Raw genomic sequence first — 15,060 nt, forward strand, 5'->3', positions numbered from 1 at the left:
ATTACGAATAAACATTCATTAAGGGTTGTGCCATGGTGAAGGAACGTAGAACCGAACTGGTCCAGGGATTCCGCCATTCTGTTCCCTATATCAACGCTCATCGGGGAAAAACGTTTGTCATCATGCTTGGCGGCGAAGCCATTGAGCATGAAAATTTTTCCAGCATCGTCAATGACATTGGCCTGCTGCACAGCCTCGGGATCCGCCTGGTGGTGGTTTATGGCGCCCGTCCGCAGATCGACGCCAACCTGGCCGCTCATCACCACGAGCCGATTTACCACAAACATACCCGCGTCACGGATGCCAAAACCCTTGAGCTGGTGAAACAGGCGGCAGGTCTGCTGCAGCTGGATATTACCGCTCGCCTGTCCATGAGCCTGAACAACACGCCGCTGCAGGGCGCGCATATCAACGTCGTGAGCGGCAACTTTATCATTGCCCAGCCGCTCGGCGTGGACGATGGCGTGGATTACTGCCACAGCGGTCGCATTCGTCGTATTGATGAAGAAGCTATTCACCGCCAGCTGGACAGCGGAGCCATCGTCCTGATGGGCCCGGTCGCCGTTTCCGTGACTGGCGAAAGCTTTAACCTCACCTCAGAAGAGATTGCCACGCAGCTGGCAATCAAGCTGAAGGCCGAAAAAATGATTGGGTTCTGCTCCTCCCAGGGCGTCGTGAACGATGAGGGAACGATCGTGCCGGAACTCTTCCCGAATGAAGCCCAGGCTCGCGTGGAAGCGCTGGAAGCCGAAGGCGATTACTACTCCGGCACCGTCCGCTTCCTGCGTGGCGCCGTGAAGGCCTGCCGCAGCGGCGTGCGCCGCAGCCACCTTATCAGCTATCAGGAAGACGGGGCCCTGCTGCAGGAGCTGTTCTCCCGCGACGGTATTGGTACACAGATTGTGATGGAGAGTGCGGAGCAGATCCGCCGCGCCACCATCAACGACATCGGCGGTATTCTGGAGCTGATTCGCCCGCTGGAACAGCAGGGTATCCTGGTGCGTCGTTCACGCGAGCAGCTGGAGATGGAGATCGACAAATTCACCATTATTCAGCGCGATAACCTGACCATCGCCTGCGCCGCGCTCTATCCGTTCCCGGAAGAGAAGATCGGTGAAATGGCCTGCGTGGCGGTGCATCCTGATTACCGTAGCTCTTCACGCGGTGAAATGCTGCTTGAGCGCGTGGCGGCACAGGCGCGCCAGATGGGGCTGAGCAAGCTGTTCGTCCTGACGACGCGCAGCATTCACTGGTTCCAGGAGCGCGGGTTCACGCCGGTGGATATCGATTCTCTACCGGAAACAAAGAAAGAAATGTACAACTATCAGCGTCGTTCAAAAGTGCTGATGGCGGACCTGGGATGATACTAGGCCCTCACCGTCCGGCGAGGGCTTTCGTTCAGAGGGACTCAAATATCGCGCTCAGCCCGCTTCGGCGTTCCGTACGGGTGGCGATCGCCTGCACCAGCACCCGTTCATCGGCATAAAGCGACAGGCGCTGACGCGCGCGCGTAATGGCGGTATAGATCAGCTCGCGGGTAATGACGGGAGAAAGCTGCGTAGGCAGGATCAGCGCCGCATGGTTAAATTCGGAGCCCTGGGATTTATGCACCGTCATCGCCCAGGCGGTTTCATGCTCGGGTAAACGGCTGGGCTGGAAGGACTTCACGCTCCCGTCCGGCATCTGGAACCAGACGCGCAGGCCCTGACCGCAGTCGAGCGCAATCCCGATATCCCCGTTAAACAACCCCAGCGCGCTGTCGTTACGGGAGATCATCACCGGTCGCCCTTCATACCAGCGCGAATGCGGGGTACGGTTAATTTTGCGTTTTTGCGCCAGCAGCTGTTCCAGCCTGTCGTTGAGACCCCGGACGCCAAAGGGGCCTTCCCTCAGCGCACAGAGCAGCTGGTATTCGCCAAACGCGGCAATGATCTGCTCAGGCGTACTCTGCTGTTGTACGCTTGTCAGAAAGTGCTGGTACCCCTGCAGAGCGTCGTCCAGCATCGCCTGATACTCTTCCCCGTTTTGCAGCGATTTTTTCTCAATATCCGTAAAGGTTCCGGCAAACACCGCTGAGGTGGCGTGTCTGTCTCCCCGGTTTACGGCCGCCGCAAGCTGGCCGATGCCGGAATCGCTGCCGAAACGGTAGCTTTTCTGCAGTAGACACAGGCTGTCGCGCAACGCCCCTGCAAGCGAGTGGCTTTCAGAGGTGAGCGTACATCCGGTGAGACGGGCTAACTCCTGAGCGCGTTCAGCGGTATATCCCAGACTGGCATAGGTGCAAATATCGCCCAGCACGGCCCCCGCTTCTACGGAGGCAAGCTGGTCACGATCGCCGAGGAAAATGACGCGCGCATGCAGCGGTAGCGCATCAATCAAACGCGACATCATCGTCAGATCAATCATTGAGGCTTCATCCACCACCAGCACATCCAGGTGCAGCGGGTTACCGGCATGGTAGCGCAAACGCTGGCTGCCAGGCTGTGCGCCAAGCAAACGGTGCAGCGTGCTGGCTTCATTGGGAAAAAGCGCAAGCTGCTCCCCGGTAAGCGGCAGCTTTTGCAGCGCGCCGCCTAACGACTCCGTCAGACGCGCAGCGGCTTTACCGGTGGGGGCCGCCAGGCGAATACGGCACTTTTGCTCCCCCGATAACTGAATCAGCGCGGCGAGCAGTTTTGCCACGGTGGTCGTTTTCCCGGTGCCCGGACCGCCAGAAATGACCGAGATCCGACGCGTTAACGCCACGGCAGCTGCCACTTTCTGCCAGTCTGTCGCATCGTCAGATATAAACAGCGTATCCAGCGTTTGCCGGAGCTGCGTTTCATCGCAGGGAAGCGGGGCGTTACTCTCACTGAAGAAGCGCGCCACCGTCAGTTCGTTACGCCACAGACGGTTAAGATACAAACGTTCGCCGACAAGGATCATCGGCGTCCCGGTATCGGCTCCGCTTACGGCAGGCGAGCCGAGTAATATCTCCTGCCAGTCCACGGCGTCACCGAGCTGCGCGAAACACGCCTGTAAAGCTGGCGGCATTTTCTCATCCACCGCCAGACGCGACAGCGGCAGGCACACGTGCCCTTCCCCCGCGTCTTTGCTAAGAATGGCTGCGGCAAGCATGACGGCAGGCTCCTCACCTGCCACCATCATGGCAAACTGCACGTCCAGGTGGCGCAGTAATCGTTGTTCAATCGCATCCAGCAGTAGCGCCTGCATCGTCATGCCACCTCCCCCGTGCTCGCAGCAAACAGGTTATCCATTTTTTCAATCAGTTCCTCAGCCGGACGCGTACTAAAGATGCCGGAACGCGGGTCGTTAGCATCCACGCCGCGCAGGAACAGGTAAATCACGCCGCCAAAATGCGCTTCGTAACGGTAATTGGCCATGCGATGGCGCAGGTAACGGTGCAGCGCCAGGGTGTAAAGCTGGTACTGCAGATCGTAGCGATGCAGCTGCATTGCCGACGCCATCGCCTGTTGGGTATAGGCTTCGCTGCTGTCACCGAGCCAGTTCGATTTGTAATCCAGCAGGTAGTAGCGTCCTTCGTGGCGGAAAACCAGATCGATAAAGCCTTTGAGCATCCCCTGCACCTGGCGGAAATTCAGCGGCGGGCATCCGGCAGATAGCGGATCGTACTCGCGGATCAGCGCATCAAGCGCCTCGGCCCTGAGCGGGCTGGCTATGGGGAGATAAAACTCCATCTCCACCTGCTTATCTTTGGCGGTCAACTGATTCAGCGAAATCCCCTGCGTCGTGAGCGGCGCGTGCAGAACCGCGCGGATCCAGTCGGTGAGAACCGGCTGCCACTGTGCGTCGTAACCACCGCTCTGTAACATCTTCAGCACCCACTCTTCGGAAACCGGCTGGGTGAAATCTAGCTCTTCAAACAGGCTGTGCAAAAACGTGCCCGGAGAAGCGCCGCGAGGGAACTGGTGCGGCGTCAGCACAGGCTCAGCCGGCACGCTACCGGCGCCTGCGGCATCCACGTCCAGTTTTGGCATCAGATCCTGCGCAATACTCTGCCCGTGCTGCTGTAAGCCGGAGTAGCTGGTAACGCGCCAGTCGTCGGCAATGGTACGTACCACCTGACGGGCATGGAGATCTGACTCGTGCGGATCCGGCATGTGCCAGCGGCTGTTATCGGGCAGCGATGGAATATGCAGGGCAACATGCTCAGTGCAAAGCGATTCGATGCACTGGCGCAGGCCCGCCGCGTCTTTGGGCTCACCCTGTTGAATAAGCCGCCCCAGCGCGCTCAGATGAAAATCGCTCTCCCCGGTCTTTTCACCACGGCGACGGAACAGCGGCGCAACGCCCAGGCTGCAGTGCCATACCGAACGGGTCAGCGCCACGTAAAGCAGGCGCAGGTCTTCCGCCAGACGCTCGGCTTCGGCCAGCTCAACGCTGGACTCCGCGTTGCTGAGATCGAGCACCGCCTCGAACGACTCGCGATCGTGGTAAAAAGCCTGATCCTGCACGCGGTAATTGGCGATAAACGGCAGCCAGACCAGCGGATATTCCAGGCCTTTCGACTTGTGAATGGTGACGATCTGCACCAGATGTTTATCACTCTCGAGGCGCATCTGCTGGCTGGATGAATTGCTGTTCGGATCGGCAATCTGCTGCGCCAGCCAGCGCACCAGGGCGTGCTCGCTCTCCAGCTGCGTACCCGCTTCCTGCAAGAGTTCGCTGATGTGCAAAATATCGGTCAAACGGCGCTCGCCGCCTCCGGTAGCCAGCATATTCTCCGCAATGTGGCGCTGTGCCATGAGCTCGCGCACCATCGCCATGACTCCACGCTTCTGCCATTTTTCGCGGTAGCGCACAAACTCCTCTACCACAGCATCCCACGCGGCTTCGTCATTGTTGAGCGCATCTATATCCCGCGCGTTCAGTCCGAGCATCGCGCTGGCTAATGCGCTACGCAATGTACTTTCCCGCTCCGGGGCCAGCACGGCCTGGAGCAGCCATAACATCTCCTGCGCTTCCAGCGTTTCAAAGACGCTGTCACGGTTCGATAGATAGACGGAGGGGATATTCAGTAACGTCAGGGCGTCTCGGATTAATGCGGCCTCCTGACGGCTGCGCACCAGCACCGTAATATCCGATGCCTTTACCGGGGTGGGGTTATCCCCCTTCCACAGCAGCGCCTCGCCCCGCGCCCCGGCACTGAGCCAGTCACGGATTTGCGCAGCACAGTGTTGGGCCATGGCATTTTGATAGTCGGCAACGCCGCAGCCTTCCCCATCCAGCAGCCAGAAGTTCATGGCAGGCTGCGTCACGCCGTTAAACTCGAAGCGCAGCGAGGCATTTTTCGGGGCAAATTTTACCGGCTGAAACGGGATCTCCCGAAACATAAACGCCGTATCCACGCGGCTAAAGAGCGCGTTGACGCTTTCCACCATGCCGGGAGAGGAGCGCCAGTTGGTATCGAGCGTGTAGTGCGCGTCAACCTCGCTGCGGGCTTTCATATAGGTGAAAATATCCGCCCCGCGGAAGGCGTAGATGGCCTGTTTCGGATCGCCGATTAACAACAGCGCGGTACCGGGCTGCTGGCGCCAGATACGGCGGAAAATGCGGTACTGCTGAGGGTCGGTGTCCTGAAATTCGTCTATCATCGCAACCGGGAAGCGGGTGCGAATCGCGGCGGCAAGCGCTTCGCCGTTTTCACTGCACAGCGCCGCATCAAGGCGGCTCAGCATATCGTCGAAACCCAGTTCACCCCGGCGGCGTTTCTCGCGCGCCACGGCTTCGCGAATTTCGGTCATGGCGCGAGCGATCATCAGATCGTTGAGCGTAAGGTTATCCGCCAGCAGGGTTTCTATTGCCACAAACAGGGGATGCTCAGGCACAATGCCGTCGGCTTTGGTCCGCTCAGCCAGGAAACGCTGGGAGAATTTCTCCAGCGCGTCCGGGAGCTGATAGCCCCGCGTCTCTTCCTGCGCCCAGGCGCTGATCTTGTCGATCCATTTCCCCTGATTGCCGCGGTTGAACTTGCGACGATCGATGCCGGAATTTTCGATGATGGCGTCAATCTCACCGACTGACTCCATCCATTTTTGCTTGATGTCCGCAATTTTCGCGATGATTTTTTCATGCCGCGAGGCCAGGGTTTCATCTGCCGGCGGCGGGGATTTGATTATCGGCGCTTCCCCCTGGAGATAACGATCGATCGCGCGCAGCAGCGCCTCCGGGCCTTTCCAGAGCGCGTGTACCGCTTCGGCAATATCACGCTGTAAGGGGTAGCAGTGGCGACGCCAGAAATCCGCGCAGGCCTGATAGCGAAGCACGGATTCATCTTCAATGAGCTGCTGTTCGAACAGCATTCCGGACTCGAACGCATTCAGGCTCAGCATACGCTGGCAAAAACCGTGAATGGTAAAGACGGACGCTTCGTCCATCTGCCGTTCAGCGAGCAGCAGCCACTGGGCTGCCTGCTGCTTATCGGCAATCTCTTCCAGAAGGCTCGCGTAGAGAGGGTTATCCGTGCTCTGACGCAGACAGGCAATGCGAAGCTCGTGGATATTGGTTCGAATACGGCCCCGCAGCTCCGCGGTAGCGGCCTCGGTGAAGGTGACCACCAGCAGCTCTTCCACGCTTAAAGGGCGTGGAAAAGCAGCGTTGCCGCCAAGCCCTAACAGCAGGCGCAGATAGAGGGCGGCAATGGTGAAGGTTTTTCCCGTTCCCGCTGAGGCTTCAATCAATCGTTCACCCTGCAGAGGTAAACGTAAGGGATCAAGGGACTCAGCGGTATCGGTCATTCTTTCTTACTCCAGGGCATAGATTGCTGCAGCGCGCTGACGCTCTTCCAGACTTTCCAGCCTTTCGGGTTCACGTACTCCGTTTTCCCGTTCTGGCTACCGGAAACCTGAGACAGGATGGTGATTCCCTGCGGCTTAATGACCGCCTGATGGAAGAAGTCGGCAACCTTCTGCGGCGTCAGCTGTTTTATCTCGGCCACTACTTTATCACGCGAATCAAATTTCAGATTACCGCGATCGAAATCTTTGCTCAGCTGAGAGGCTTCTTCACCCAGCGTCTGCGGCGGCTGCATCACCTGCGCGATGACGGCCTGCTGGATCTGAGCAAACTCTTCCGGCTTCATGGCACGCAGTTTTGCTTCCACCTGCGGGAAGAAGGCCTGATAACGCTTCCAGAGATACGCCGGTTGTTTGTCGCTGCTTTGCAGCAGGAAGCCCAGCCCCCACTGACGCCCGACGTTCATGGAGAAGGCAAACACCGCGTAGCCAAGCTGCTCCTCGGTGCGTAACTGGTTATAGAACCACGGCTGAATAATCTGCCCCAGCACGGCACTCTGCGCCGAGCTGGCGAATTCATCATAGCCCGTTGGCACAAATACCGCGGCCAGCGCGGAGTCCGTGCTGTTACCCGCCTTTTCAAAAATCACATTTTGCTTTTTCTCAACCAGCACGTCCTGGTTGCGGCACCATTCGTCACCTTTAGAGCCGAGCTGAGTGCGAACATTCTGCGCCAGGGTTTTAGCCTGCTCCTCACTCATGTTGCCGACAATCAGGAACTCCGGACGCGTATTGGTTTTCAGCGCGTCACGGTACGCCAGCACGTCTTTTAAGGAGATGGAAGGCAGCAGCGCGCGGCGCTCCTCTCGCTGGAAATAAGGAACCTGCGACAGCATTTGCGCCGGCATAAGCGCAAGATCGTAGGCCTTGCCCTTCTCGGCAGAATCCATCATCTGGGCATACCAGGATTTAGCCTGCTCAAGCTGCTCTTCCGTCGGCGTGTAGCTGAAGTAGCCCTCCAGCAAGGCCTGGAACAGCTGAGGCAAGCGCTGGGTATAGCCGTTTGCATTAAGCATCAAACCGTTATTGGCGTTGGTGGAGAAGCTGATCCCGCCCACGGCGGCCTGGTTGCTGAGCTGATCGAGAGCGATACCGGCGAGATAGTCATTGAGTGCGAACATCACCTGATTTTTGGCGCTGTTCATTGCTTTCGGGTTACGCAGCACCACGCTGACATCGGCTTTTGGCTCACTGGCAAAATAGCGGCTTGGGGTATACACAACGCGCAGCGTTGGCTCATCAATGATGAGTTCTGGATGCGGATAATCTTTCGTCGTTTTGATAAGCGAAAAATCATCCGGAATATAGGGGTTCAGCTCCGGCAGCTTCAACGCAATCTCCCCGGCCTTCTTCTGCCAGTCGGCGAAGGTCTGAGCGCTGACTTTATCCACCTGATAAGGGGCATCGACAAAATACGCCGTCTTGTTATGCGGTTCGTTCGGGCTGATGTACCAGATGCGGGCATTCTCCGGCGTCATCATCGCCAGGCGGGCTTTTACCGCCCCGGCATCATACTGGTCGGCAATATTTACCGCGTCGAGGGTATGTTCCACCGGCACGCGGATCATGGTATCCGCCAGCCACTCCACATAGTCCATGTCGCGGGTTATGGATGGGTAGCGGAAGTCGAGATCCAGCACGTGCGCGAGTTCATCAAAATAGCGCTTATCGACGCCTCTCTCGCGCAGCAAAGCGAGGTAGCTAAAGATAGCCGCCACGACTTCATCGCGGTTGGCCAGCCCTTTGTCGGTCAGGGTGGCGGAGATCGCCAGTACGCCGCTATTACCGTTCACTACCGGATCGGAATCGGCGCGAATACCTTCCGCCAGCCCCTGCTTTTGCAGCCAGTCAGACAGCGTACCCAGGCTACGGTTACCTATCAGGTAGGTCACCAGCTCATCGGTTTTACTGCGAAACTGAGCCGTGTTGTTATCAATGCGGAATTCGACGCGCAGCACTTTGCGCGGCATGGCAGGAACGTAGTGGATCACGATACCTTTTTGCGCGTCCGTGACCACCGGAACGGTTATTTGCGGCAGGTCGATATTTTTATTCGGCACCCGGCCAAACGTTTTGGCCGCCATGTCTGCCAGCTCAGGCAAAGGTTTATTGCTGTAGATGACCGCTTTCATCAGGTTGGCGGAGTAGTATTTATCGCGAAACGCGTGCAGGGCATCCAGCACCGGGCTATTCGGTTTGTCGCTCAAGGTTTCGAGGTTACCGCCGGAGAAGCGCGAACCCGGGTGCGCCGGGTTGATGGTCTCAGCGCTGACCTGCGCCATGCGCATACCGTCTCGCGTGCGGGCCATGGTCAGCTCGGCATTCACCGCATTGCGTTCACGATCGGCGTATTTTTTATCCAGCAACGGCGCGGCGATGGAATCAGCCAGACGGTCGACTGCCCCTTCCAGCGCATCATTTTCGACTTCGAGATAAAAGGCCGTGCGGTACGGTGCCGTACTGGCATTGTGGCTACCGCCATGCATCTTGAGAAATTCGGACAGGCTATCTGGCTGTGGGTATTTTTTTGACCCCATCAGCGTCATATGTTCCAGATAGTGTGCAAGTCCAGGATGAGCGTCAGGATCTTCCAGCGACCCAACCGGCACCACTAATGCCGACAGGGATTTCACCGCCTGCGGGTCGGAAACCAGCAGCACGGTCATGCCGTTATCAAGACGAATAGCCTGATATTGACGGGTATCTTTTTCGCTCTTACGGATAGTTTCCTGAACGGGTTGCCAACCGGAGTCTGCGTGAGTGACGGGCGCCCAAAGGGCAATAAACAAAACAAACGCTTTAAACAAGGTGCTGCCTGGCATTACGACCTCTTTATCACGGCTACATCATTAACAAACTGCGTGCTGGACACGCCAACATCTCTTTCTTTGGGTACATCAGTCCGTGATAAGAAGTGCATCATAAATGAACACCCTTAGCTGCGCAATTTTTATACAGCGCTCAGGACTGATTAAATTTAAACAACGGCAGCAGGTAGCGCTGCGCCTCTTCCGTAATAGCCTCAAAGTACTCTGGCTCAAGCGTTCGCCATAAGCGCTGATACCAGACATCTTCACCTTCGCCACGCACCATCATGTTACCTTCGTAGGCCTGCATAAACTTACTGCGGGCTTTCTGCAGCGAAGCCTCATCCGTTAACATCGCATCATTCTGCGCGTCATAACAGGCTTTTATCCAGGCGCCGCCACTTTCCGGCAGTAGCAGGAGGGGTTTGTTCATTCCCTGGCGGTAGCCATCAATGTACAAAGACAGATACCGTAACGCCTGATCAGACTCCATCGGCGGGAAGCGCCATTCGCCCTCTTTGCGCACGAAAATGCGGCTTTCGCCTTTATGCCCACCCGCACTGTAGACAAGATGTTCCAGCCAGAGTTGCAAACCCTGTGAAACGCTAAGCATTGAAGGCCGCCAGCGAAGCAGCCCATCCTGCTGAACCTGGGTTAACCAGCCCGTGAGCTGTACCCCGTTGCAGTTGAGATCGATTTCAATACTATTCCCTGGCTGTCGGCACGCTCTTACGCGCTCTGCCAGGGCGGTCATCTCCTGACACTGCGCCTCCCAGACGATCTCCCCGAACGCCCCATAAGGCAACTGTCCCGCAGCGCGGTAGCGGCGGTAAAGTTTTTCAGCATCTTCCTCTTCAACCAGCGCATTCAACAGCTGCAGGTTTAACTGGTAGCGCTCCAGACCTTCCAGCGTAAACGGCTCTGCATCAGGAATTTCACTCTCTTCAGAACGGAAGTTAACCTGTAGTCGCTGCTGGAAGAAAGCGCGCACCGGATGCGCCCAAAACCGCTGAAGCTGCTCGAAGGTCAGGGTGTCGACAGGGCGAGGGTCGAGTTCCTGAATAAAATCGGTATGCGCATTCCCCTCTTTTTTCGCCGCTGGCAGCCACTCCTGCGCATAGCTCTGGCGCTCGCTGGCCGTATAGTTCACCGGGTCAAACGGCATGCGGCTGTGGAAACAGGTGATATGGTCTTTCACCCTCTTCTCGCTTTCATCGCAGTTGCGCTCTTCATCCCCCGGCAGGTAGTGGCTCTGACCGATATAATCCACCAGTTCCTGCACCAGAACGGAGGGGAAACGCTCGCTGTTGTCCTGAATCGAACGGCCGATATAGCTGATATAGAGCTTACTCTGGGCGGAAATAAGCGCCTCAAGGAAGAGATATCGGTCATCATCACGGCGGCTACGGTCGCCCCGTTTTGGATTTGCGCTCATCAAATCGAACCCCAACGGCGCGAGCGCGCGAGGATAAACGCCGTCGTTCATGCCAAGTAAACAGACCACTTTAAACGGGATAGAACGCATTGGCATCAGGGTGCAAATATTGATGGGGCCTGCCAGGAAACGCTGGCTGATTCGCTCCTGGTCAAGCCGCTGCGCCAACTCATCCCTCAACAGCGACAGCGGAATGGCCTCCTGATAGTGGGAATTGACGCCTTCGTCGATGATAGCCTGCCACTGCGTTTCAATGAGCGCCATCGCCGCTTCGGTGTCATTGTCCGGCAGGAAGAAATCATTAAGCAACGCTCTGCAAACCGGGAGCCATTCTTCAAGTGGACGCGGCTGCAGCAGCTCGTGTCGCCAGCGGTTAAGCTGCATCAGGAGCGATGCTAAATGCCCCACCAGTTCAGCAATTAACCCGCTGGACTCATCGTAAGGCAGCACCTCATTCCACTCGCCCTGACTGCTCTCCATGGCATAGCCCAGCAGCATACGCGTCAGGCCAAATCGCCAGGTGTGCTGCCCGGTTGGAGGAAGTTCGAACTCCTGAACGTTATCGTCATCGATACCCCAGCGAACGCCAGACTCATTCACCCACTGGCGAAGGTAGCGAAGCCCCTCTTCATTGATGTTGAAGCGTGCAGACAGAACGGGGACATCCAGTAACGCCAGGACATCTTCGGAGATAAAGCGGCTATCCGGCAGTGAGAGTAAAGTGATAAACGCCTGCAATGCCGGATGCGACTGACGGGCACGACGGTCAGAAATAGCATAAGGAAGATATCGCTCGCCCGTCGCGCTGCCAAAGACGGCCTGAATAAAGGGGCTGTAGCTGTCGATATCCGCCACCATTACCACGATATCACGTGGCGTCAGTTCGGGATCGTCCTGCAGCATCGCCAGCAGCTGGTCGTGAAGCACTTCGACCTCACGCTGAGGGCTATGGCAAACATGGATCGTGATGCTGCGATCGTCAGCGTCCAGCTTACGCTTGCTGTCGCTGCGTTCGAACTCGTTCGCCGTCACGCCCATGACGGCACGGTTTTCCAGATCCAGAATATCTAACTGAATATTATGCAGCAGGCTGTCCGGAGCGATCTCGACAAAGGCATCCACGTCACCTTCGCCTGAGGAAGTGATGTCTGAAAGCATGTGAATGTAGTCACGCCCCAGCTTCCCCCATGAGGCAAGCAGCGGATTGGGCAGGTTCTGGATACCATCTTCGTCAAAAAGCTGCCCGGCAGTCGAGCCGTCCTTAAACAGCGGGACGGACCGTTCTTCAAAAAGGCGCTTTCGTTGGCGAGTTACCAGACGCGCAAGCCAGCGTTCATCGAGGATATCCCCCCAATACTGTCGGCAAGGGTTGGTGAACAAAATATGAATATCAATATGTTTACCCAGCGCATTCAACGCCTTTAGATAGACAGGGGGTAAAGCGGAGATTCCGCAGATAAAAACGCGTGACGGTAGTCTTGCTGGACGCTCTGTCGCATTTTCGAGTATTGAAATAAACCGATCGTACAGGTTGGCACGGTGCCACTTAGGCTGCCCAAGTTTCTCCGTATGCTCTACCAGCGCTTTCCACAGCGGTGCCTGCCATATTTGCGCCTCCGGCAGACCTTCAACCAGCTCGCCCGCTTCCCAACGAATTAACCAGTCAGAACGGTAAACAAGGTATTGGTCGTAGAGATCGGCAGTACGCGACGCCAGCTGGAACAGCTTGCGCTTGTCGGTATCGTCATTGAGGTAGTGGCGCAGCATGGCGAATTCATCATGCTGCAGCATTTCCGGCAGCAGCGCCATGAGCTTCCAGCTCATGGCCTGCTTGTTGAAGGCGCTCTGCTCCGGGATGTCCGGCAACACGCGCACAAACATCTCCCAGATAAAGCTCGCGGGCAGCGGGAAATCAATATTTGCGGCTATGCCAAATTTACGGGAAAGCGACATTTGCAGCCACTGTGCCATACCGGTGCTCTGCACCAGCACCATTTCAGGCTCAAAAGGATCGTCAAGCCGCTCGCGCTCAACGATAAACTCCATCAGCGCTTCCAGCACATCCAGACGATTTGAGTGGTAGACCCTTAACATAGACGCTCCCGACTACTGGCTAACCGGGCAATGCAGACGCGTTAACTCACCGCGCCGCCCCAGAGGAGAAATAAGTGTAACCGTGATGCTGACACATCCTGCGTGCGTTGTCTGCCCCCGACTGGCCTGCCAGCCTGCAGGGAGAACATTTGTTGAGAGCTGAGACTGATTCCAGGCATGGTGCCAGAGCTGGCGATACTGGTTAAACAGGGTAAACCGCGCCGCCAGCGCCCGGTGATAACCCGACAAAGCCGTCACGACGATCACCAGCAGCATCATCGCCAGCAGGACTTCCACCATGCTAAACCCTTTTTCTTTGCTCACGGCAGCTGGCATAACGCGCTCTCCTTAAGGGGACAAAAATCACTCCAGCCGTGAGGCGAAAAACGAACTTTCCCGTCGACAATCTCTGCTGCGCGCCAGAGCAGCAGGCCGCTGTCTCCGGCAATCAGTAACGCGCGCCCCTCACTCAGCTGGCGCAAACACACTCGCCACGCAGGTGTCTTTTTGCACTGAATCTGGGGCTCTGACGACCAGCTCTGAACCCGTCCCCACTCAAGCGCTGACTGTACCGTCGCCTGCTGCTGAAGCGAGCGGCTCTCGCCGCCAACGAGCGCGCTAAACGTTATGAGCTGCTGATTGAGACCCGTGAGGATCAGTGTCCCGAGCACCAGTAAAAGCAGAACCAGCGCCAGCGAAGATATGCCGCGTTGACGATTCACAGGTTGTATCCCGTGACCGTATACATCGCCTGCCAGGGCTCCCCCTTCTCGCCTTTGCGAATCGCCGCCATTTCGATATTCACCTCTGGCGCAAAACCGGCATGCTCCACTGTTCTTACTACAAAATGCGCGATCGTAAGCCTGCTCGGGTCAGTAAGCTTTTCCCATCCTTTTCCTTCACATGAGGTCGCTCCACGCAGGGTTTCCAGCGCCCCCGACTCCAGACGAAAACCGGTGCTGTCATTTTCTGATGCGCTGTTATCCCAGCTGCCGTTACTGTTGGCGTCCGACCGCACAATGACGCAACTTCCAAGCCTCGCGGTCACCAGCGCCTGCCCCTGACAGTTTCCCGCGCAGTACCCCGCACGCTGAAGCTGTTTGCCCACGGAAAACAGATGATGCCAGACCTCTTCCTCTAGTTCTCTCTGGCCGGATTGCACTAAGACCGCTCGCTGCAAGCCGGGTAAAAATCGCGATGCGCTTATCAGCAAAAGACTGCTAATCGCCGTAGCAATCAGAACTTCAGTCAGCGAGAAACCACGCTGCCTCATCGACATGAACCTCCCCCAATGACCTTACACATCCTGATGCGTCCTCCATTTGAGACAATAATCAGCCACTCTCCTGCACGGCTTTGGACGCGTATCCGCCCTGCCCACGCCGTATCCCTTAATCCATAGAAAGCGAGCGACGGCGTTACCTCGCCGATCGCGACTTCAGGCCAGAGTGGTATCAGCACAAAGGGACTGCCCTTCTCACAGCCTTGGGCGGCAGAGCTCACCAGACAGTCCCGGCCTCCCACCCGCTGATGGGTAATTTGATGGTCGCGGTTGTAGCGGTTGGCATGATTGCGTAGAAAAAGCAGGTAATCTCGCACCTGACTGGCGGTTTGCCACAGCCGCTGCTGCCGCTGCCAGCTGTCCCATCCGTACAGCCCTGAGGCGCTAAGAATAACGACAAGCGATATGGCGACCAGCGTTTCGATAAGCGTAAAACCGTTCTCTTTTTTCATACCGGGAGTGTGGCGAAGCGCCGTGAACATGACGAGCATCGAAATATCGTTTTACGAGGCGTTATCCGGAGAATTGGAAGAGTTGCAGCGCGTTGCACGCTTTCTGGATAGCGCTTCGGGAAACGGGATATAGGCGAAAAAAAACCGGCGCTAAACAGCACCGGTTGTGTCACGC

The 15,060-nt window shown here is 57.0% G+C and carries 9 protein-coding genes; 1 reads left to right on the plus strand and 8 read right to left on the minus strand.

What is annotated here, in order from left to right; translation table 11 throughout:
- The first annotated feature begins 32 nt into the window (after positions 1–32).
- Complete coding sequence (gene argA, locus ACW9E7_RS16100) at positions 33–1,364, plus strand: amino-acid N-acetyltransferase (protein WP_023294467.1); 1,332 nt, start codon at positions 33–35, stop codon at positions 1,362–1,364.
- Positions 1,365–1,398: 34 nt separating this feature from the next.
- Here the strand turns inward: argA and recD are convergent, their stop codons facing one another.
- From recD to ACW9E7_RS16140, 8 genes are all read right to left on the minus strand, one after another.
- The gene (gene recD / locus ACW9E7_RS16105) at positions 1,399–3,219 is read right to left on the minus strand and encodes an exodeoxyribonuclease V subunit alpha (RefSeq protein ID WP_458728078.1); all 1,821 of its coding nucleotides are present in this window, start codon (positions 3,217–3,219) and stop codon (positions 1,399–1,401) included.
- Positions 3,216–6,758 carry an exodeoxyribonuclease V subunit beta gene (gene recB, locus ACW9E7_RS16110; RefSeq protein ID WP_458728079.1) on the minus strand — a complete coding sequence of 1,181 codons (3,543 nt, stop codon included), beginning with the start codon at positions 6,756–6,758 and terminating at the stop codon, positions 3,216–3,218. Before recB ends, recD begins: the two co-directional genes overlap by 4 nt.
- Positions 6,755–9,637, minus strand: a complete 2,883-nt coding sequence (gene ptrA / locus ACW9E7_RS16115; protein ID WP_458728080.1) for a pitrilysin — start codon at positions 9,635–9,637, stop codon at positions 6,755–6,757. Before ptrA ends, recB begins: the two co-directional genes overlap by 4 nt.
- A 139-nt stretch (positions 9,638–9,776) precedes the next feature.
- Positions 9,777–13,151 (minus strand): exodeoxyribonuclease V subunit gamma, encoded by a 3,375-nt coding sequence (gene recC / locus ACW9E7_RS16120; protein ID WP_458728081.1) that lies wholly within the window; start codon positions 13,149–13,151, stop codon positions 9,777–9,779.
- A 12-nt stretch (positions 13,152–13,163) separates the two neighbouring features.
- A complete protein-coding gene (locus tag ACW9E7_RS16125; RefSeq protein WP_133295081.1) occupies positions 13,164–13,487 on the minus strand; it encodes a prepilin-type N-terminal cleavage/methylation domain-containing protein in 324 nt (107 codons plus the stop codon).
- Positions 13,472–13,873, minus strand: coding sequence for a DUF2509 family protein (locus tag ACW9E7_RS16130; RefSeq protein ID WP_458728082.1), 402 nt, complete (start codon positions 13,871–13,873; stop codon positions 13,472–13,474). The genes ACW9E7_RS16125 and ACW9E7_RS16130 overlap by 16 nt, the downstream gene beginning before the upstream one ends.
- On the minus strand, positions 13,870–14,430 hold the full coding sequence (locus tag ACW9E7_RS16135) for a prepilin peptidase-dependent protein (RefSeq protein WP_458728083.1): 561 nt from the start codon (positions 14,428–14,430) through the stop codon (positions 13,870–13,872). Before ACW9E7_RS16135 ends, ACW9E7_RS16130 begins: the two co-directional genes overlap by 4 nt.
- Positions 14,421–14,885 (minus strand): prepilin peptidase-dependent protein, encoded by a 465-nt coding sequence (locus ACW9E7_RS16140; RefSeq protein WP_111966104.1) that lies wholly within the window; start codon positions 14,883–14,885, stop codon positions 14,421–14,423. The genes ACW9E7_RS16135 and ACW9E7_RS16140 overlap by 10 nt, the downstream gene beginning before the upstream one ends.
- Positions 14,886–15,060: the final 175 nt, after the last annotated feature.

The organism is Enterobacter sp. H2G27, from assembly GCF_054403075.1.

Bases quoted from the DNA above. Each gene is read 5' to 3' on its own strand.
- argA (WP_023294467.1), top strand. From the start codon at position 33: ATGGTGAAGGAACGTAGAACCGAACTGGTCCAGGGATTCCGCCATTCT.
- recD (WP_458728078.1), bottom strand. From the start codon at position 3,219: ATGACGATGCAGGCGCTACTGCTGGATGCGATTGAACAACGATTACTG.
- recB (WP_458728079.1), bottom strand. From the start codon at position 6,758: ATGACCGATACCGCTGAGTCCCTTGATCCCTTACGTTTACCTCTGCAG.
- ptrA (WP_458728080.1), bottom strand. From the start codon at position 9,637: ATGCCAGGCAGCACCTTGTTTAAAGCGTTTGTTTTGTTTATTGCCCTT.
- recC (WP_458728081.1), bottom strand. From the start codon at position 13,151: ATGTTAAGGGTCTACCACTCAAATCGTCTGGATGTGCTGGAAGCGCTG.
- ACW9E7_RS16125 (WP_133295081.1), bottom strand. From the start codon at position 13,487: ATGCCAGCTGCCGTGAGCAAAGAAAAAGGGTTTAGCATGGTGGAAGTC.
- ACW9E7_RS16135 (WP_458728083.1), bottom strand. From the start codon at position 14,430: ATGTCGATGAGGCAGCGTGGTTTCTCGCTGACTGAAGTTCTGATTGCT.
- ACW9E7_RS16140 (WP_111966104.1), bottom strand. From the start codon at position 14,885: ATGAAAAAAGAGAACGGTTTTACGCTTATCGAAACGCTGGTCGCCATA.